21 protein-coding genes and 1 tRNA gene are annotated in these 16540 nt (G+C 52.6%); 10 read left to right on the forward strand and 12 right to left on the reverse strand.

The window, feature by feature from the left end; translation table 11 throughout:
- Nucleotides 1–13: 13 nt before the first annotated feature.
- Nucleotides 14–478, reverse strand: a complete 465-nt coding sequence (locus GH984_RS00765; protein ID WP_153718315.1) for a DUF6231 family protein — start codon at nt 476–478, stop codon at nt 14–16.
- A complete protein-coding gene (locus GH984_RS00770; protein WP_153718316.1) occupies nt 475–1242 on the reverse strand; it encodes a ParA family protein in 768 nt (255 codons plus the stop codon). The genes GH984_RS00765 and GH984_RS00770 overlap by 4 nt, the downstream gene beginning before the upstream one ends.
- 53 nt (nt 1243–1295) lie before the next feature.
- Here GH984_RS00770 and GH984_RS00775 point away from each other — a divergent pair, with 53 nt between their 5' ends.
- Together GH984_RS00775 and GH984_RS00780 are read left to right on the forward strand one after the other, a co-directional pair.
- A complete protein-coding gene (locus GH984_RS00775; RefSeq protein ID WP_369691877.1) occupies nt 1296–2345 on the forward strand; it encodes a quinone-dependent dihydroorotate dehydrogenase in 1050 nt (349 codons plus the stop codon).
- Between the two features lie 8 nt (nt 2346–2353).
- Nucleotides 2354–2443, forward strand: a tRNA-Ser gene (locus GH984_RS00780).
- Nucleotides 2444–2859: 416 nt separating this feature from the next.
- Here GH984_RS00780 and GH984_RS00785 read toward each other — a convergent pair.
- Together GH984_RS00785 and GH984_RS00790 are read right to left on the reverse strand one after the other, a co-directional pair.
- Complete coding sequence (locus GH984_RS00785) at nt 2860–3441, reverse strand: hypothetical protein (protein ID WP_153718317.1); 582 nt, start codon at nt 3439–3441, stop codon at nt 2860–2862.
- A 31-nt stretch (nt 3442–3472) separates the two neighbouring features.
- The gene (locus GH984_RS00790; protein ID WP_153718318.1) at nt 3473–3721 is read right to left on the reverse strand and encodes a DUF1244 domain-containing protein; all 249 of its coding nucleotides are present in this window, start codon (nt 3719–3721) and stop codon (nt 3473–3475) included.
- A gap of 52 nt (nt 3722–3773) precedes the next feature.
- Between GH984_RS00790 and GH984_RS00795 the strand changes: the two genes are divergently transcribed.
- Nucleotides 3774–4760 carry a L,D-transpeptidase family protein gene (locus GH984_RS00795; RefSeq protein WP_153718319.1) on the forward strand — a complete coding sequence of 329 codons (987 nt, stop codon included), beginning with the start codon at nt 3774–3776 and terminating at the stop codon, nt 4758–4760.
- 17 nt (nt 4761–4777) lie between these two features.
- On the opposite strand, the gene GH984_RS00800 is transcribed toward GH984_RS00795, so the two are convergent.
- The 3 genes from GH984_RS00800 to GH984_RS00810 form a co-directional block, all read right to left on the reverse strand.
- Complete coding sequence (locus GH984_RS00800; RefSeq protein WP_153718320.1) at nt 4778–5047, reverse strand: Lpp/OprI family alanine-zipper lipoprotein; 270 nt, start codon at nt 5045–5047, stop codon at nt 4778–4780.
- Between the two features lie 69 nt (nt 5048–5116).
- Nucleotides 5117–5683, reverse strand: a complete 567-nt coding sequence (locus GH984_RS00805) for a L,D-transpeptidase family protein (RefSeq protein ID WP_153718321.1) — start codon at nt 5681–5683, stop codon at nt 5117–5119.
- Entirely contained in the window at nt 5671–5907 is a 237-nt protein-coding gene (locus GH984_RS00810; RefSeq protein ID WP_172973129.1) for a glutaredoxin family protein, read from the reverse strand. The genes GH984_RS00805 and GH984_RS00810 overlap by 13 nt, the downstream gene beginning before the upstream one ends.
- A 68-nt stretch (nt 5908–5975) precedes the next feature.
- On the opposite strand from GH984_RS00810, the gene dusA reads away from it, so the two are divergent.
- Nucleotides 5976–7019 (forward strand): tRNA dihydrouridine(20/20a) synthase DusA, encoded by a 1044-nt coding sequence (gene dusA, locus GH984_RS00815; protein WP_153718323.1) that lies wholly within the window; start codon nt 5976–5978, stop codon nt 7017–7019.
- On the opposite strand, the gene GH984_RS00820 is transcribed toward dusA, so the two are convergent.
- Nucleotides 6948–7733 (reverse strand): TatD family hydrolase, encoded by a 786-nt coding sequence (locus GH984_RS00820; protein WP_369691909.1) that lies wholly within the window; start codon nt 7731–7733, stop codon nt 6948–6950. The two genes, dusA and GH984_RS00820, sit on opposite strands and share 72 nt — an antisense overlap.
- Before the next feature lie 24 nt (nt 7734–7757).
- On the opposite strand from GH984_RS00820, the gene GH984_RS00825 reads away from it, so the two are divergent.
- From GH984_RS00825 to fdxA, 4 genes are read left to right on the forward strand one after another with little or no spacing between them, the layout of a single operon-like run.
- The gene (locus tag GH984_RS00825) at nt 7758–9284 is read left to right on the forward strand and encodes a class I adenylate-forming enzyme family protein (protein WP_253939073.1); all 1527 of its coding nucleotides are present in this window, start codon (nt 7758–7760) and stop codon (nt 9282–9284) included.
- Nucleotides 9284–10105, forward strand: a complete 822-nt coding sequence (thiD, locus tag GH984_RS00830; RefSeq protein ID WP_153718325.1) for a bifunctional hydroxymethylpyrimidine kinase/phosphomethylpyrimidine kinase — start codon at nt 9284–9286, stop codon at nt 10103–10105. Before GH984_RS00825 ends, thiD begins: the two co-directional genes overlap by 1 nt.
- A gap of 41 nt (nt 10106–10146) precedes the next feature.
- Nucleotides 10147–10590, forward strand: coding sequence for an Rrf2 family transcriptional regulator (locus tag GH984_RS00835; protein WP_253939074.1), 444 nt, complete (start codon nt 10147–10149; stop codon nt 10588–10590).
- On the forward strand, nt 10587–10907 hold the full coding sequence (gene fdxA / locus GH984_RS00840) for a ferredoxin FdxA (RefSeq protein WP_153718327.1): 321 nt from the start codon (nt 10587–10589) through the stop codon (nt 10905–10907). The genes GH984_RS00835 and fdxA overlap by 4 nt, the downstream gene beginning before the upstream one ends.
- A gap of 6 nt (nt 10908–10913) precedes the next feature.
- On the opposite strand, the gene ispG is transcribed toward fdxA, so the two are convergent.
- A complete protein-coding gene (ispG, locus tag GH984_RS00845; protein ID WP_153718328.1) occupies nt 10914–12146 on the reverse strand; it encodes a flavodoxin-dependent (E)-4-hydroxy-3-methylbut-2-enyl-diphosphate synthase in 1233 nt (410 codons plus the stop codon).
- A 28-nt stretch (nt 12147–12174) separates the two neighbouring features.
- Between ispG and GH984_RS00850 the strand changes: the two genes are divergently transcribed.
- Together GH984_RS00850 and mazG are read left to right on the forward strand one after the other, a co-directional pair.
- Nucleotides 12175–12867: a glutathione S-transferase N-terminal domain-containing protein gene (locus GH984_RS00850; protein ID WP_153718329.1), complete on the forward strand. Its 693-nt coding sequence runs from the start codon at nt 12175–12177 to the stop codon at nt 12865–12867.
- Nucleotides 12864–13670: a nucleoside triphosphate pyrophosphohydrolase gene (mazG, locus tag GH984_RS00855; protein ID WP_153718330.1), complete on the forward strand. Its 807-nt coding sequence runs from the start codon at nt 12864–12866 to the stop codon at nt 13668–13670. The genes GH984_RS00850 and mazG overlap by 4 nt, the downstream gene beginning before the upstream one ends.
- On the opposite strand, the gene GH984_RS00860 is transcribed toward mazG, so the two are convergent.
- Genes GH984_RS00860 through GH984_RS00870 form a run of 3 tightly spaced genes read right to left on the reverse strand, consistent with a single transcriptional unit; the run spans nt 13654 to nt 16504 of the window.
- The gene (locus GH984_RS00860) at nt 13654–14316 is read right to left on the reverse strand and encodes a LutC/YkgG family protein (RefSeq protein WP_153718331.1); all 663 of its coding nucleotides are present in this window, start codon (nt 14314–14316) and stop codon (nt 13654–13656) included. The two genes, mazG and GH984_RS00860, sit on opposite strands and share 17 nt — an antisense overlap.
- Nucleotides 14313–15716 (reverse strand): LutB/LldF family L-lactate oxidation iron-sulfur protein, encoded by a 1404-nt coding sequence (locus GH984_RS00865; protein WP_153718332.1) that lies wholly within the window; start codon nt 15714–15716, stop codon nt 14313–14315. Before GH984_RS00865 ends, GH984_RS00860 begins: the two co-directional genes overlap by 4 nt.
- On the reverse strand, nt 15716–16504 hold the full coding sequence (locus tag GH984_RS00870; protein ID WP_153718333.1) for a (Fe-S)-binding protein: 789 nt from the start codon (nt 16502–16504) through the stop codon (nt 15716–15718). The genes GH984_RS00865 and GH984_RS00870 overlap by 1 nt, the downstream gene beginning before the upstream one ends.
- Nucleotides 16505–16540 lie beyond the last annotated feature (36 nt).

The following is a 16540-nucleotide window of genomic DNA, read 5'->3' on the forward strand; positions in this document are numbered from 1 at the left end:
CACGACAAGCGGGTTACCAGCGGTATTTGTCCCAGAGTTCTGGATTCGCCCAATGCCGAGGGTTAAGCCAATCAGGGGTGACTTTGTAGTTATCGATATCAAATTGGTACCAATGCCGATCGCCGGACGCATCTTCGCTATGCCCAATCTGATGAAATCCTAGACTCATTAACACTTGCCGATTGAGCGCACGGCTTTCATTAACAGGACCAGCAACCACCACACGGTCAGCGTACACGTCACGCAGCCGCCCTGTGATCAGTGCCGCCTCAGCGTTGGGAATCGACGCTTCAGCGTCAATCACGGCCAGTTGCGCACGTGGCGCACTGTCGATGTTACGCCAAGCAGCGTCGCCTGTTGCATGCCAAAGCGTTGGTCCTTGTGACGCGTCAAGAAAACGCGAATCATCGCTGACCAAGATTAAGGTTTCGGGACGCGTTTCTTCTAATAGTCGTTCAAAGGCAATCAAAGTACTCACAGGGCTTCCAAATTGGCGTGCAACCTTTTGTACTCTTCCGTCAGTTTGTGTTTGGGCGCAAGTGTAATCAACGGTTTGCCGGCTTGATGAGACTCCCTAACCTTGACCGATGCAGAGAGGAACGGCTCAAGGACACGATGCCCGGCTGCATGAAGCTCTTCAATCAGCGCCGCAGGCAGGCGAGCTCGCGATTGAAACTGGTTAACAATGACGCCCTCAACCGACAGCCCCTGATTATGGTCGGCTTGTAGTTCCCGTACGTTTGCCATCAGTTCGTCAATCGCTTGTCGCGCGAAGGCGTCACAATCAAAAGGAATTAAACACCGATCAGCCGCAATCAGCGCAGAGCGCGTATAAAAGTTCAAGGCAGGCGGTGTGTCGATATAAATGCGATCGTAGCCCTCGAGCGCTGAGAGGGCGTCTCGTAGCTTGTAGATCTTATAGCGAGACTCTAAGCGCCCATGCAAAGTGTCTAATGCTTCATGAGCGGGCATGAGATCGAGGTTTTCAAGCGGAGTGGGGTGAATAAAACTCGAAAGCTCCCGCGGGTAAATCCGAAAGCTCAAGGTGTCTTCAAAATAGCCTGCCACGGTTTGGTCGCTGTCCGATATCGGTTCAGAGCGAAGGTAATGGCTGGCATTGCACTGCGCATCGAGGTCAATAACCAGTGTTTTGAGCCCCTGGTTTGCGCTGATTGCGGCGAGATTGCAGGTAATTGTCGACTTTCCGACCCCACCTTTTTGATTAAATACCACCCGAATCATTCTTCCACTCCTGTTATCATCCTTGCTGATTCGATACATATGAGTCTAGGCGGATGTTGTTCTCCTTAACAAGGCGTTTACTGTTTTTATTGCCTCCAGAGGTTGCGCATGACTTCTCGATGGCCACCCTCGATGGTGCCCAAAAGCTCGGTTTAATGCGCCTTGCCGCTAATCCCGTGAAAGCCCCCGTTCAATTGTTGGGGCTTACCTTTCAAAATCGCGTCGGTCTGGCTGCTGGGCTGGATAAAAACGCAGATCACATTGGCGGGTTAGCCCAGCTAGGGTTTGGGTTTCTGGAAGTGGGCACCGTTACGCCAAAACCTCAGCCCGGAAACGATCGGCCAAGGCTATTTCGTATCCCAGAGCGACAGGCATTAATCAATCGCATGGGGTTTAATAACAAAGGCGTTGATCACTTGGTCGAGCAACTGGCAACCAAACCCAGGCCGAGCATCCCGATTGGGATTAATATCGGCAAAAACCGCAATACCAGCAATGAGGAAGCTTTGGGTGACTATCTGCATTGCCTAGAGGCGCTCTATGAAGCGGCTGACTACATCACCGTCAATCTCTCCTCACCCAATACCCCTGGGTTGCGGGCGCTTCAGGAAGGCCAAGCCCTACAAAATCTGGTTGCTGGGTTGATGCAAAAGCGAACAGCAATGGCTGAGAAGCTAGGGCGTTGCGTTCCCCTATTGGTCAAAATCGCCCCAGATATTGATCCAACGCCGTTAACTGAACTGGCCGACACCCTCCTTGAGGCCGGCGTTGATGGCATTATCGCGACCAACACCACGCTTGATCGGCAGGGTGTGGCCGGTTGTAAGCATGCTGAAGAAGTGGGCGGATTGAGCGGACAACCTTTGACTGAGAAATCAACTGATATTGTTCGGAAGTTGCGGGCCCATATTGGTGATAACTGTGTATTGATTGCAGCGGGTGGTATTGCCAGCGCTAAAGATGCCCTTGATAAGGTGAACGCAGGCGCTGACTTAGTGCAAATTTACACTGGCTTAATTTATCGCGGCCCATCGGTTGTTAGCGAATCGGCATTGGCTCTTGCAAACATGCCTTGTGAATCTGGCCATTCATCGTCAAAATAGCGATCTTCGGAGAGGTGGCAGAGTGGTCGAATGCGGCGGACTTGAAATCCGTTGAGCCCTCACAGGCTCCGGGGGTTCGAATCCCTCCCTCTCCGCCAGGTATAAAAAGGCCCCCGCTGGGGGTTTTTTTATAACTGATGAAAGTGTGTTCGAACCCCCGGTAACGAATAAGGGTTCGACTAATTGCCGAAGGCAATTAGGACACCGAGCGAAGCGAGGGGCCCGCAGGGTGAGGGGCGTGAGCCCCGAATCAATCCCTCCCTCTCCGCCAGGTATAAAAAGGGCCCCGCTGGGGCTTTTTTTATACCTGATGAAAGTGTGTTCGAACCCCCGGTAACCAATAAGGGTTCGACTAATTGCCGAAGGCAATTAGGACACCGAGCGAAGCGAGGGGCCCGAAGGGTGAGGGGCGTGAGCCCCGAATCAATCCCTCCCTCTCCGCCAGGTATAAAAAGGCCCCCATTGGGGGTTTTTTTATACCTGATGAAAGTGTGTTCGAACCCCCGGGAGGCAATTAAAAACGATATTCGAGGCTGGCCGAAAAGCTAGGCTCGTAGCCAAGCCCATCAAAATCTTGGCCAAAGATAGACTGACTACTACTGCCGAAGCTATTTGAAGCGGTGCTGGAGGGGTCATCTAGGGCTTCAAACGTGAGCCCGAGATCTAAAGAGATCCCAAGCCGGTTTTGTTGATCGAGCTGATTATCCCAGCCTAAACCAACATAGGTGCGGGTTGAGTAACTGTTTGAGCTGCCAACATTGAGCTCGTTACCCGAAAAGATCTGATCGCCATACATGGCGCCGCCGGTTAACCGAAAGCCATTGTCGGTAAATGACCAATCTACCAGCGCGGATAGAACCACGGGTTTATCTAAAAGGCCAGCGGCCTCAGCCTCGCGAACGTGCTTTTCGGTTAATGTGTCGTCACCATTCACACCAAAACGTATGTCTAGCTTTTCGTTCAAGCGGGAGGTGAGTTCGAGCTCAGGCTGCAGCCCAAGTGTCCAATCAGCAGATTCCGCAGCGGCGGGCATAGCAAACCCTCCGGCGGTAATCACCAGTGCAATACCAACTGTTTTGCTGACTTTCCAATCCATGGGCCTATTATTAACCAAGAATCAGAAAATGTCATTTCTGATAACGGCTTTTCCATGTTTCATAGGGCATTCCATAAATCAATTCGCGCGCTTGCGCTTGATCAATTGGAATGCCGCGTTCCGCGGCGGCTTCGGCGTACCACTTCGATAAGCAATTCCGACAGAACCCCGCCAAATTCATCAGGTCTATATTCTGAACATCAACGTTATATTGTAAATGTTTTACTAAACGGCGGAATGCGGCGGCTTCTAGCTCGATTTTATCAGCGTCATTAGACATAAATTGATACTCTCGTGAACTGAAACGACATGATAGTGGGGAGCACTAGTCAATGAGTCAAGCGAAACAACGAGCCAAAATGGTGCTGTTGGCCCTATTAGCGGGTTTACCATTCGCGGTGCAGGCTAATACCTTTTTGCTACCGCCCGATGGCATCGATGTGGTGGGCGAGATTCAGACGGTTGTGGCGCAGCATGACGACACATTGCTTGATTTAGGCCGACAATATGGAGTGGGGTACGAGGCTATGCGCCGCGCCAATCCTGATGTTGATGTCTGGCTGCCAGGCGAAGGAACCGAGGTGACCCTGCCCACCCAATTTGTACTTCCAGATACAGAAAGACAAGGCATTGTTATCAACATTGCTGAGATGCGTCTTTATTACTTCCCAGAGCCACAACCCAACGCCGACCCGGTTGTAGAGACCTATGCAATTAGCGTGGGTCGAATGGATTGGTCTACGCCGCTTGGCGCCTCTAAAATCACCTCTAAGGATGCCAACCCTACTTGGTTTCCTCCTCAGTCGATTTTAGAAGAGCGGGCAGCACAAGGGCGCCCTCTGCCAAAAGCTGTGCCTCCAGGGCCTGATAACCCGTTAGGAAAACATCGCATTCGCTTGGATATCCCGGGTGGTGCGTATTTGATTCATGGCACGAATGATCCCAGAGGAATTGGGATGCGCGTGACCCATGGTTGTATTCGGATGTTTCCAGAGGATGTCGAATCTTTGTTTGATCGGGTTCCCGTTGGCACATCGGTACAAATCGTTAACCAACCGGTAAAGGCGGGGTGGCTAGATGATGACTTGTATGTTGAAGCCCACCCAATTCTTCCTCCTGAGGCGGAAAATGCCTTTGATCCGGTGAAACCGCCAACATTAAATGATGCGGCATTAACGATTGCAGGGCTTATTGATCAGCGTGATGTGCGGATTGATCATGGTCGGCTCAAGGAGGCCGTTGATGCGGCAGTGGGAATGCCGCAAAAAGTCAGTCGGTCAGAGCCCATAAAAAAAGCCCTGCTGGAGCAGGGCTTTTGAATTCAGTTAGTTCTGAATTATTTGTACATTGACCGCTCGAACATCCGGTCAATTTTTTCGCTGTTATCATCGGCAGTGGCCTGAGCACTGCGTGCGGCAACATCAGCGGCTTCAGCAGCGGTCAGGGCTGCGCCTGCTTCCTGAAGGGCGGTATTAGCGGTTGCACGAACTTCATCAAGCTCAGCTTGCAGAGCGTCTACAGAGCCTTGGCTTGCACAACCGGCAAGCAGGGCTAACGCAGATGCGGCAACACTCAGTTTGACGACGGTACCGATAGATTTCACCATTATTCTTTCTCCTATATCACAGTTATGAACATGTTCAAGCGCAAGCTTATCATTTCAGCGCATTTATGGTTACTCGATTATGACAGGGGTTCCTACCTCAACCCATTGGGCTAATTTTTCAATCTCAGCATTGGTCATTGCAATACATCCTTGAGTCCAATGGAATCGGCGATGAACCTCAGGATCGCCACGGCCAATACCATGAAGACCGATGTACCCACCTAAAGACCCGTCTTGGGGTAAATACCCAGTGCGGCTTGCGTATTCTAATGAGGTGGTAAATTCCTCATCATCAATTATACCTAGCGCCCTTGCTTCAGAAAAATGAGACATCGTTGGGTAGTTAATGCCAAGAAATATGTGGAATTGGCTTTCTCGATTAATCCGGTTGATGTAAAACTCACCCAACGGGGTTTCCTGCTCGCCGCGCAAACGCAGCCGAGACACCCCTCCGCGGCCAAACGCCACCCCCTCAAAGGCGATCACCTGCTCTTCGCCTTGCCATACCTCCGTGCGCTCGGCGGCAATGTCTACTCGCACCCAAATGCCATCGTAGGGTTTAGCGCTAACGGATGCGGCCGAAAAAAAGAAACCTAAAACCAAAAAGATGATGGAGTTTTTGATCACATCAGCCATCGGTAAATATCCTCGGGGGTAAACGGCCAGTAAAGGTTATCTGTGCGCTGAGTTGAGGTGACAACGGGAATATGCTCCGCATACTGTTCTTCAGCCGCCAGATCATCCATCACATCGATGAGCTCCACTCGCAAGCGCTTGCGCTTTGCAATCGGCTCAAGCATGGCCCATGCCTGATCACAAAGGTGGCAACCAGCGGTAGTATAAAAACGCAAATCAGGCATCAATTTAGATTCCGTGCTAGCCTGCGGCAGTTTGCCAATCCGTTGAAACACAAGCAATAGTAAGTGAAATGACACAAATAGACTTGCGCCTGTCAGTAGCGCCAATGATGGATTGGACCGATTCATCTTGTCGTTACTTGCTGCGCCTTATTAGTCAACATACCCGACTTTACACTGAGATGGTGCCGGCTCAAGCGCTATGGCACGCCGGTGCAGAGCGGTTTTTGCATCATCATCCAGCAGAAAACCCAGTGGTGTTGCAGCTCGGCGGTAGTGATCCAAAGCACCTAGCCTACGGGGCAAGCTTAGCGATGGAGTGGGGTTACGACGAAGTCAACCTCAATGTGGGCTGCCCTAGCGATCGGGTGCAGGCGGGCCGGTTTGGCGCTTGTTTGATGAAGGAACCGGAGTACGTGGGCGAATTAGTGCAGACCATGGGTGCAGCCACCTCGCTTCCCGTCACCGTAAAATCACGTATTGGGGTTGACGACACGGATAGCTATGAGGCTTTCCATCGTTTTGCCGATATCATGCTGAAAGCCGGTGCATCTGCCCTAATCGTTCACGCGAGAAAAGCCTGGTTAAAAGGGTTGTCTCCTAAACAAAATAGGGAAGTACCACCGCTTCGATATGACTACGTCAGTGCCATTAAAAACGCGCTACCAGCGCTACCTATTGTTCTTAATGGGGGAATAAAAACGCTCGAGGAGTCTCTCCCTTGGTTAGAGACACTCGATGGCGTAATGATTGGACGGGCGGCTTACCATGACCCTTGGATTTTGGCCGCTGCAGATTCGCGGATTTTTGGTCATCAAAAGGACACAGAGCTAACCCGACGCGCCGTGGCTCAAGGTTATCGGGATTATGTGCTAGCCACCCGCGCGCCTGACGTGCCCATCTCACGGTTTACACGCCATTTAATCGGGCTGTACCAAGGCCAACCGGGTGCAAAGACCTGGCGGCGCATGCTCAGCGAGGGTGCAGCGCATAAAGGCGCAGGGATAGAGGTGATCGATCGAGCCATCGATTGGATGGATCAGTTAGAAGCGAAAGAACTCGATACTATTGGCATGGGTGACACGAGCGATCATCTCGAGCGACTCGTCCCGTAAAGCAGAAACATGCTGCAGAATATGCGGCAAATAAGCGGGTTCATTTCGGCCAGTCTTAGATTTTTTGGGGTAATCCTTTGGAATAAGAAACGGCGCATCGGTTTCGATCATTAATTGCGCCAAAGGGATTGCCGACACACACTCACGCAGTGCTTGGCCCCGGCGGTCATCGCAGAGCCAGCCGGTCACACCAATCGACAAGTCCATTTCCAAGCAGCGCTCAAGAAAGGCCCGATTGCCGGTAAAACAGTGTAAAACCGCCTTCGGTAACTGAGCCCGGTAATCATTTAAGATGGCCAGAAAGTCATCTTCTGCATCCCGCTGGTGCAGAAATACCGAATAGCCGAGCTCCACCGCTAATTCCAACTGCGCCGCAAAAGCGCTGCGTTGCGCGGGTCGAGGCGAAAAGTCGCGATTATAGTCAAGTCCCGTCTCACCAATAGCGCCAACAACAGGCAGGGCTGCTATTTCGCGGAGCTGCGCTAACGCGGGCTCACCCCACTCGCTGGCATGATGTGGGTGAACTCCTGCGGTGCTGCGAAACATCTGCGGGTTGTGAGCGGCATAGGTGGCGGCGGCTTGAGACTCAGCAATATTGGTGCCGGTGAGCACCATGTGGGTGACTCCCACTGCGGCAGCGCGTGTAACCACGGCATCGCGGTCTTTCGCAAACCTTGAATGGGTTAAATTGACACCGATATCAACGAGCTCGATCATTGCACTATGATGAATTCTTCGATGACGATTGACCAGTGCCCAATGAGCTGGGTGGGTGATTGGGCGGGTCGGCGTGCTGCTTTAACGCCCGATCGACTGGCACTCATTGATGCAAGCTCCAATCAGAGCTGGAGTTATGCCGAGTTAAATCAAGCGGCTAACTGCCTGGCGCATTACCTCGTGGGTGAAGGCTTCGAGCAAGGCGACGTGATCGCGTTGATTGATGGCAACACAATTGCAAGCATCCTATTGTTTTTGGCCTGCGGAAAGTTGGGGTTAATTTTAGCGCCAGTGAGCTATCGCTTAGCGCCGGCAGAAATGGCCGCGCTTTTAGAACGAATTCATCCAAAACAAATCGTGACGGTATCGGCATACGTGCAACAGCTTGAGCACGCAGGTATTGAGCACTTGATCCTGACCTCGCAGCTACTATCAGCCGTTGAACCCCAAAGCCCCGCTCCCGATTGTAATCGTGCGCTGCCGTTGGAAGCGGTATGTCTTTATGTTCACACCGGCGGTAGTACCGGTCTTCCTAAAATTTGCAGGGTCACGCACCGACAAATGATTTGGAATGCCATCGAGCTACTCGTCTCCGCGCCAGAGGGGTTAAGCCACCGTCGCGAGCTTTTATTATTTCCACTGTTTCATATCGGGGGGTGGAACACGCTGTTACCTGTGCTCTATGGTGGCGGGTGTGTGGTGGTGCATGATGGCTTTGACCCAAACACCGTGTTGGCGCTCATTGAGCGCTATCAGATCAACCATTTTGGTGCGGTGGAAGCGATGCTCAATGCGCTTGTGGACGCACAGAATTTTGTAGGTGCCGATTTAACCAGCTTAAAAAGCATCACCACAGCAGGAGCCCCTTGTTCATCCTCTGCAATGGCGGCATTTTTTGATCGTCATATCACGGTGACGCAAGCTTACGGCTTAACCGAGGCCGGTCCCTCTAATTGCTTTAATTCTCCGCAGGATCAGGGCATTACCGAATTACAAAACCAAACCGACACCATTGGCACGGGCTTTTACCACTGTGATCATCAAATTGTAGATCCAAATACTCAGCAAGTGCTCGGCCGTGGAGAGATTGGCGAGCTCTGGCTAAGAAGCCCACATGCCTTTGATGGCTACTTGGGTGATCCGCAAGCAACTTCCGCTCGCATCACTCAGGAAGGCTGGGTGCGCTCTGGCGATCTAGCATGGGAAGACGATCAAGGGAAACTGAGGATCGTGGGTCGTCTGGACAATGTGATTGTCTCCGGAGGTGAGAATATTTCGGCCGAGGAGATTGAACAGGTACTGGTTAGGCATCCTGACATTCAGGCTGCGGTAGTATTTGGTGTTGCCGATCTGCAATGGGGCCAAGCGCCGGTTGCACAGGTCACTGTGAAGCACCAGACGAGTGAAGCTAGTATTCGCGCGTGGCTAGACAGCCGGCTTGCTCGGTTTAAACACCCACGCGTGATTGAATTTGTTGATCATTTGCCACTAACCGGTGCCGGTAAGCTGGATAGACGCGCCGCTCAAAGAAGCTACGAGGAAAAATAATGACGCCCGCACGCATTTTAATTATCGCCGGATCAGACTCTGGAGGAGGGGCGGGTATTCAGGCCGACATTAAGGCGGTAACGGCGTTGCAAGGTTATGCGATGACGGCGGTAACTGCGGTTACCGCGCAGAATACGCTCGGTGTTCAAGCGGTTCACGGGTTACCCCCGGCATTAATTGATGCACAAATCCGCTCCGTACTGACTGATATTGGTGCCGATTGTTTAAAAACGGGAATGCTCCATTCCCCCGAAGTAATCACGACGGTGGCGCACTGTATTAAAGAGTTAGCAAGCGATGTGCCTTTGATAGTCGACCCGGTCATGGTGGCGCAAAGTGGCGATCGCCTAGTACCTCAAGAAGCGATGCAGGCGCTCATTGAACACCTCATTCCTAGAGCGACTTTGATTACCCCGAACATACCCGAAGCCGAAGCGCTGTTAGGGCAACCCATTGAATCAACAGCAGGTATGCGCGATGCAGCTGAGCAATTACTTTGCTTGGGATGTAAGGCGGTTTTACTGAAAGGAGGGCATCTGCGCTCTGCCCAATTAAAAGACGTGCTGGTCACCGATGGCGAGCACTTTGAGTGGATACATGAGCGCATCGATACAACCAGTGATCATGGTACGGGCTGCACCCTGGCCTCAGCCATTGCTGAGGGCGTGGGTCGAGGATTATCGTTAAAACATGCAATTGCTCGGGGGCAGGCGTATTTGCAAACTGCCCTGCGTGAGGCAGTGCCGCTAGGAAAAGGCCATGGACCTGTGAATCATCTTCACACCATTACGGCGTTTAAGACTGGCATAATAGAGCAATGATAAGTGTCTCTGCGAAAAGTCGGTATGCGGTCAGTGCGCTAATGCATTTAGCGATCCATAACTCCGCTGGGGCTGTCCCACTGGCAGAGGTATCGATTTGTCAGGGCATCTCGATGTCCTATATTGATCAAATTTTCTGGCGTTTGCGGCGCGCCGGGCTTGTGCGGGGCACGCCTGGCCCCGGCGGGGGATACCGACTGGGCCGGCCGCCCGAAGATATCTCGATCGCAGAGGTCATTGCCTTAATGGATGCGGAGCGCCCCCAACGCCGCGCTGAATCGCCAATGGCTGAACGGCTATGGGCTGAGCTTTCAACACGTATTGAAAGCTATCTGGATGGTATCTCTTTGGCAGATTTCGTCGCTCGGCCCCAGGTACAAGAGGCGGTATTAAGTCAATATGCGGGGCGGCAGTGGCGCTGCGATGTGTGCGGCGCGTTGGCAACTCGGCAGCAGCCACCGAGTGGTGGGGTGAGCGCTCAATGACCTATGTGGTCACTGAGCCTTGCATCCGTTGTCGTTACACAGACTGCGTTGAAGTTTGTCCTGTCGATTGCTTTCATGCGGGCCCCAGGAGCCTGGTGATTGATCCAGCGGTTTGTATTGATTGCGCGGTTTGTGTGCCGGAGTGTCCAGTCGAGGCGATTTACCCGGAGGATGAGCTGCCAGCCGACCAAGAGGAATTTATTGAAATCAACGCCCGGTTAGCACAGCAGTGGCCGGTCATCACCCGGCATGAACCACCGCCTAATGATGCCGACGAATGGGCGCAGATAAAAAACAAACGAGAATGGTTAGACTAGCTGGCGCTAGGCCTTCTGTCCGTAGCGTTGTTCAACGTAGTCCTCGACAATCGCTTTAAACTCTTCGGCGATTTTCTCGCCCTTTAGCGTCACGGTCTTCTCTCCATCCACATACACCGGCGCAACGGGCTTCTCGCCGGTACCTGGCAGGCTGATGCCAATATCCGCTTGGCGACTTTCACCGGGACCATTTACCACACAGCCCATAACCGCCAGCGTCATTGATTCAACCCCGGGGTACTGATCTCGCCAAACGGGCATGCGTTCACGGACATGTGATTGGATATCATCCGCGAGTTCTTGAAACACGGTGCTGGTGGTTCGGCCGCAACCGGGGCAAGCAGCCACCAAAGGCGTAAAGCTACGCAGCCCCATGGTTTGTAGGATTTCTTGGGCCACAATGACTTCTTGGGTACGATCGCCACCCGGCTCAGGCGTCAGCGAAATGCGGATGGTATCGCCTATACCTTGCTGCAAAAGTACCGCGAGCGCAGCAGACGAGGCAACAATGCCTTTAGAGCCCATGCCTGCTTCGGTAAGGCCCAGATGCAGTGGATAGTCGCAGCGGCCGGCAAGGTCTTGATACACCGCAATTAGGTCTTGCACCTTAGACATCTTGCAGGAAATGATGATGCGATCATGCGGAAGACCCATGGCCTCTGCGCGCTCTGCACTCTCGAGCGCAGATACCACAACGGCATCTTTGGTGACCGCATCCGGTGAACGTGGTGCTGAAAGTCGGGCGTTTTCATCCATCATGCGCGCTAGCAAATCTTGATCGAGGCTGCCCCAGTTAACGCCAATACGAATGGGGCGATCAAAATCACGCGCCAATTCAATGATTTCCGCAAATTGGGGGTCTCGCCGACTGCCTTTGCCCACGTTGCCTGGATTGATGCGCAATTTGCCGAGCGCCTCACCGCAAGCAGGAACAGATCTGAGTAACTTATGCCCATTAAAATGAAAGTCACCCACTAACGGGACATCAATTCCCATATCATCCAAGCGTTGGCGAATGGCGGGGACTGCTTGGGCGGCGGCCTCATTATTAACGGTAATTCGGACCAGTTCTGAGCCAGCGCGGGCCAACTCTGCCACCTGAATGGCAGTACGTATTTCATCGACCGTGTCGGTGTTGGTCATGGACTGCACAACAACCGGTGCTTGACCGCCTACCGTGACGTGGCCGACTTTGACCGGCACACTATGCCGACGCTGATAACCTTCGATCTCTTGCATGGGATCTATGATAAACGATGGAGCAGATATGATCGACGTCTATAGTTGGCCGACACCAAATGGTCACAAAGTGCATATTGCACTAGAAGAGTTAGGGCTGGAATATCAAGTACATGGGGTGAATATTGGCAACGGTGACCAATTTAATGAATTGTTCCTCGAAATCAGCCCAAACAATAAAATACCGGCAATTACCGATGATCAGGGTCCTGATGGTAAGCCCATCTCAATCTTTGAGTCTGGGGCAATCTTGCTTTATTTAGCCGAAAAAACCGGTGAGCTAATGCCCGAAGAGCCCAGAGCGCGTTATTCGGTGTTGGAATGGCTCATGTTCCAAATGGGCGGCCTTGGCCCGATGCTCGGCCAAGCGCATCACTTTCGTCAGTATGCGCCAGAGCACATCGAGTATGCATTCAACCGGTATACCAATGAGGCAAGTCGACTTTATGGCGTATTAGATCGTCGTTTAGCCGATCGGGAATGGCTGGCTGCTGAGCGTTACACCATTGCCGATATTGCCTGTTTTCCGTGGATTCGCCCTTATGAAAACCAAGGCCAAGATTTAGCCGATTATCCAAATTTGGCACGTTGGTTTAACGCGATCGCAGAACGGCCCGCGGTGCAGCGTGGTGTTGCCGTTTTAGCCGATGCTAGGCCACCGCAAATGGATGACAAGGCGCGTGAGCAGCTCTTTGGCGCGGCTCAATATCAGAAGCGATGAGCCAATCTACCCCCATCGATGAGCTGGTAGCGGTTATGGCAAAACTTCGCGATCCTGAGGGCGGCTGCCCTTGGGATCGGGAGCAGACGTTTGAGTCTATTGTGCCGCACACCCTAGAAGAGGCCTATGAGGTGGCAGACGCCATTGAAAAAGGAGATCGCGCTGCCATCTGCGATGAGTTAGGCGATTTGCTTTTTCAGGTTGTTTACTACGCCCAGCTTGGGTCAGAAGAGGGTGCGTTTGACCTCAATACGGTTGCTGCTGGCGTGCGCGATAAAATGATTCGGCGGCACCCACACGTTTTTGGCGAACGGACACTTCACACCGCAGCTGAGCAGCGAGAGACCTGGGAGGCCATTAAAGCGATAGAAAGGGCAGATCGCGGCGAGCCAGCGCGCGCTAGTGCGTTGGATGGTGTTCCAATGGCATTACCGGCGCTAACGCGTAGCGCCAAGCTCCAAGCACGCGCCGCCAAGGTAGGTTTTGATTGGCCAGATATTGCTCCTGTTTTTGGCAAGATTCGTGAGGAACTCGAAGAACTAGAGCAGGCCGTAGCTGATAACACCAATGTGGCTGAAGAGTTGGGCGACTTGTTACTGGCTACCGTTAATTTAGCCCGCAAACTCAAGGTTGATCCCGAGCAAGCTCTAAGAGAGGGAAATAGGAAATTTGAAAGGCGATTCAGCGCGTTAGAAGATATTCTTTCTAACGCGGGTGAAGCGTTAGAAACCGCTTCGTTTGAGCGGTTAGAAGCGGCCTATCAATTGGCAAAAGCGGCGGAAAAACCTAACCTACCAGAATGACAAATAGCTGACGGGGGCCATGCGCCCCTAACTGTAGGGTCTGTTCGATATCAGCGGTACGTGATGGCCCAGTAATGATGTTGACGGTGCGGGGCAAGGCACCATCGGCCCGCAATCGCACCCAAGCGTATTCCATATATTCAACAACCGCATCGGCGGAAAGCACCACAATATGTAGATCCGGTAGAAAGTTCAGCGTGGTTGGGCGATGGGGGCCAGAGGGCAAAACAATCGAACCACTCTCAGCAATCCCAGTATGCGCAACGGTGATCGCGGCCTTCCAGTATTGAGCATGGTCGATATTGCTAGAAACTTGCCACTCGGCGGGCCATGCCAACTGTTGTAAGGCAGGGTGCGGAGCAATTCCGACTGGCGCAGGATCGCTGCCTTGTAGCCCGGTTTTCAATGCGGCTTCAAAAGCCTCAAGTAGTTGAGACGAATCAGCAATGCGAATACAAACCCCCGCGGCGGCTTCTAAGCGCTCGATAAAATGCTCTAAAATGGGCTCAGACCATTCAGGTCGAGGGGGTTCGCCTGAGAGTTGTAATTCTAGCTCGGCAAGCGCCTCTTCAGGTGTGCTTGCACGGTTGGCATCTAACGTATTTTGTAGGCGCTCAAAAAGGCCTTGTCGATCATTTTGGCTCATTGGCGCTTTTTCCACTGTTGCTGAAAAGTGCCTGTGCGTGGAGGCAGGGGCAGATCTCGCGATTGCGTCCATCCCCCAGCAAATGGCAGCCGGCGCAACGACCCACGGCCAAGCCGCGCTAACGTTCCCATCGCCAAGCCGGTTAGCGCCTGATAAAGCGCAGGGCGGTTCGCAATCCAAGCCCAGGCCTGAATGCCCCAGCGCGCACGACGCCCGGTTAACCCTTGGTCAAACTGATAGTCGCGCAGCCGCCGTATTAGCATCGGTAAACGGATTTTTACCGGGCAAACCGACTGGCAGTGGCCGTTTAAGGTGCAGGCATTGGGTAGGTCTTTAGACTGATCCAAACCCTGAATCATTGGGGTGAGTACCGCGCCCATTGGGCCAGGATAAACCCAGCCGTAGGCATGCCCACCAATCGCACTATAAACCGGGCAATGATTCATGCAGGCCCCACAGCGGATACAACGCAACATTTCGCGAAACTCATTACCCAGCATCCCACTGCGTCCATTATCGATAAGCACGACATGAAATGCAGTGGGTCCATCGAGCTCGTCATCCCGGCGCGCGCCCGTCATAAAGCTGGTATAGGCGGTAAGCTGTTGGCCGGTGGCGCTTCGCGCTAACAATCTCAGCATGGTGCTCGCGTCCTCCAGCCTTGGCACCAGCTTTTCGATACCCGCAATGGCAATGTGAACATCAGGCAAACTGGTTGAGAGATCGGCGTTGCCCTCATTGGTGACGAGCGTAATCGTTCCGGTTTCAGCAATTAAAAAATTTGCACCACTGATGCCAATATCGGCACCCAAAAACTTCTCCCTGAGCACTTGGCGTGCCTCGTTGACCAGATCCGGTGTCTCCCGAAGCGGTCCATCGCTCTGTTGATGGTGATGGTGATTGAATAGGGCCGTAATTTCCGCCCGAGTTTTATGCACGGCCGGGGCGATAATATGACTGGGCGGTTCTTTAGCTAATTGAATAATATACTCACCCAGATCGCTTTCTATGGTTTCAAACTCATCTTCAAGCGCCTGATTTATTGCAACTTCTTCGCCGGCCATGGTTTTAGCCTTGATGATTTGCTTAGCCTGAGCATCGCGGGCAATTTGTAAAACAATTTTTTGGGCTGCATCAGCATTACTTGCGTAATGCACTTGGCCGCCGTTAGCAATTACGTTGCGCTCAAACTGCGTTAAGTAAACATCCAGATGGGCGAGGGTATGGTCTTTAATTTGACGGCCGCGTTCACGCAAGGCCTCGAAACGCGGCAGATCCAATAACGCCTTAGCGCGCTTATCAACAAATCCACCCCGAGCCTTTTTGAGTGCGGACTGAAGATTTTGGTCATCAAGGGCGTTCTTTGCCCGCGCAGTAAAATCTGCCTGTGCCGTCGCCATTAATCCTCCTCTCCAATGGCTGGGCCATCTGCCATATCAGCAAGAACTTCAATGGCATGGCGTGCGCGTATGGGTTTGCCTTGGCGACGCAAACGGCCTGCAATATTCATTAAGCATCCCAGATCACCACCTAACACGGTTTCGGCGCCGGTTTGCTCAATATGATGAACTTTATCGCTGACCATGCGCGAGGAGATGTCGGGGTATTTGACACAGAATGTGCCCCCAAAACCGCAACAGGTGTCGGTCTCCTGCATTTCTTTAAGGGCTACATTGGCATTTTCGCAAAGCAGCTGACGGGGTTGTTCTTTAATTTTAAGGTGTCGCAAGCCGGAACAGCTATCGTGGTAAGTGACTGTTTCACTAAAGGAGGTTTCGGGCGCCGGTTTTTTAAGCACATCCACTAAAAAGCTCATGATCTCCCAAGTTCGGCCGGCAAGGGCAACCGCGCGGGCATAGTCATCTGAATTGGGTTCAAATAACCCGGGATACTTGCGGATTTGCCCGGCGCAGGAGCCGGATGGTGCAACCACGTAGTCGAAATTGCTAAAAGCATCAATGGTTTTTAAAGCGATGGCACGCGTATCAGCGATATCGCCACTGTTATAAGCAGGCTGACCACAGCAGGTTTGCGCCGTGGGTACTTCCACTCGGCAGCCAGCGTGTTCTAGTAACCTAACCGCCGCAAACCCCACCTGTGGTCTGAATAAATCAACTAAACAGGTAACGAACAGCCCCACATGTGGAGCGCTGTTAGCGGTGGCGTTAGGCAAATCTGCTTTGGGCATTGCAGCCCACCTCCTGAAAGTGTTTGACTGATCAGT

This window comes from Spiribacter salilacus, assembly GCF_009649225.1.
In the GTDB taxonomy this organism is placed as follows: Bacteria; Pseudomonadota; Gammaproteobacteria; order Nitrococcales; family Nitrococcaceae; genus Spiribacter; species Spiribacter salilacus.

Bases quoted from the DNA above. Each gene is read 5' to 3' on its own strand.
- GH984_RS00770 (WP_153718316.1), bottom strand. From the start codon at position 1,242: ATGATTCGGGTGGTATTTAATCAAAAAGGTGGGGTCGGAAAGTCGACA.
- GH984_RS00775 (WP_369691877.1), top strand. From the start codon at position 1,296: ATGTTGTTCTCCTTAACAAGGCGTTTACTGTTTTTATTGCCTCCAGAG.
- GH984_RS00785 (WP_153718317.1), bottom strand. From the start codon at position 3,441: ATGGATTGGAAAGTCAGCAAAACAGTTGGTATTGCACTGGTGATTACC.
- GH984_RS00790 (WP_153718318.1), bottom strand. From the start codon at position 3,721: ATGTCTAATGACGCTGATAAAATCGAGCTAGAAGCCGCCGCATTCCGC.
- GH984_RS00795 (WP_153718319.1), top strand. From the start codon at position 3,774: ATGAGTCAAGCGAAACAACGAGCCAAAATGGTGCTGTTGGCCCTATTA.
- GH984_RS00800 (WP_153718320.1), bottom strand. From the start codon at position 5,047: ATGGTGAAATCTATCGGTACCGTCGTCAAACTGAGTGTTGCCGCATCT.
- GH984_RS00805 (WP_153718321.1), bottom strand. From the start codon at position 5,683: ATGGCTGATGTGATCAAAAACTCCATCATCTTTTTGGTTTTAGGTTTC.
- GH984_RS00810 (WP_172973129.1), bottom strand. From the start codon at position 5,907: ATGCCTGATTTGCGTTTTTATACTACCGCTGGTTGCCACCTTTGTGAT.
- dusA (WP_153718323.1), top strand. From the start codon at position 5,976: ATGACACAAATAGACTTGCGCCTGTCAGTAGCGCCAATGATGGATTGG.
- GH984_RS00825 (WP_253939073.1), top strand. From the start codon at position 7,758: ATGACGATTGACCAGTGCCCAATGAGCTGGGTGGGTGATTGGGCGGGT.
- thiD (WP_153718325.1), top strand. From the start codon at position 9,284: ATGACGCCCGCACGCATTTTAATTATCGCCGGATCAGACTCTGGAGGA.
- GH984_RS00835 (WP_253939074.1), top strand. From the start codon at position 10,147: ATGCATTTAGCGATCCATAACTCCGCTGGGGCTGTCCCACTGGCAGAG.
- fdxA (WP_153718327.1), top strand. From the start codon at position 10,587: ATGACCTATGTGGTCACTGAGCCTTGCATCCGTTGTCGTTACACAGAC.
- ispG (WP_153718328.1), bottom strand. From the start codon at position 12,146: ATGCAAGAGATCGAAGGTTATCAGCGTCGGCATAGTGTGCCGGTCAAA.
- GH984_RS00850 (WP_153718329.1), top strand. From the start codon at position 12,175: ATGATCGACGTCTATAGTTGGCCGACACCAAATGGTCACAAAGTGCAT.
- mazG (WP_153718330.1), top strand. From the start codon at position 12,864: ATGAGCCAATCTACCCCCATCGATGAGCTGGTAGCGGTTATGGCAAAA.
- GH984_RS00860 (WP_153718331.1), bottom strand. From the start codon at position 14,316: ATGAGCCAAAATGATCGACAAGGCCTTTTTGAGCGCCTACAAAATACG.
- GH984_RS00865 (WP_153718332.1), bottom strand. From the start codon at position 15,716: ATGGCGACGGCACAGGCAGATTTTACTGCGCGGGCAAAGAACGCCCTT.
- GH984_RS00870 (WP_153718333.1), bottom strand. From the start codon at position 16,504: ATGCCCAAAGCAGATTTGCCTAACGCCACCGCTAACAGCGCTCCACAT.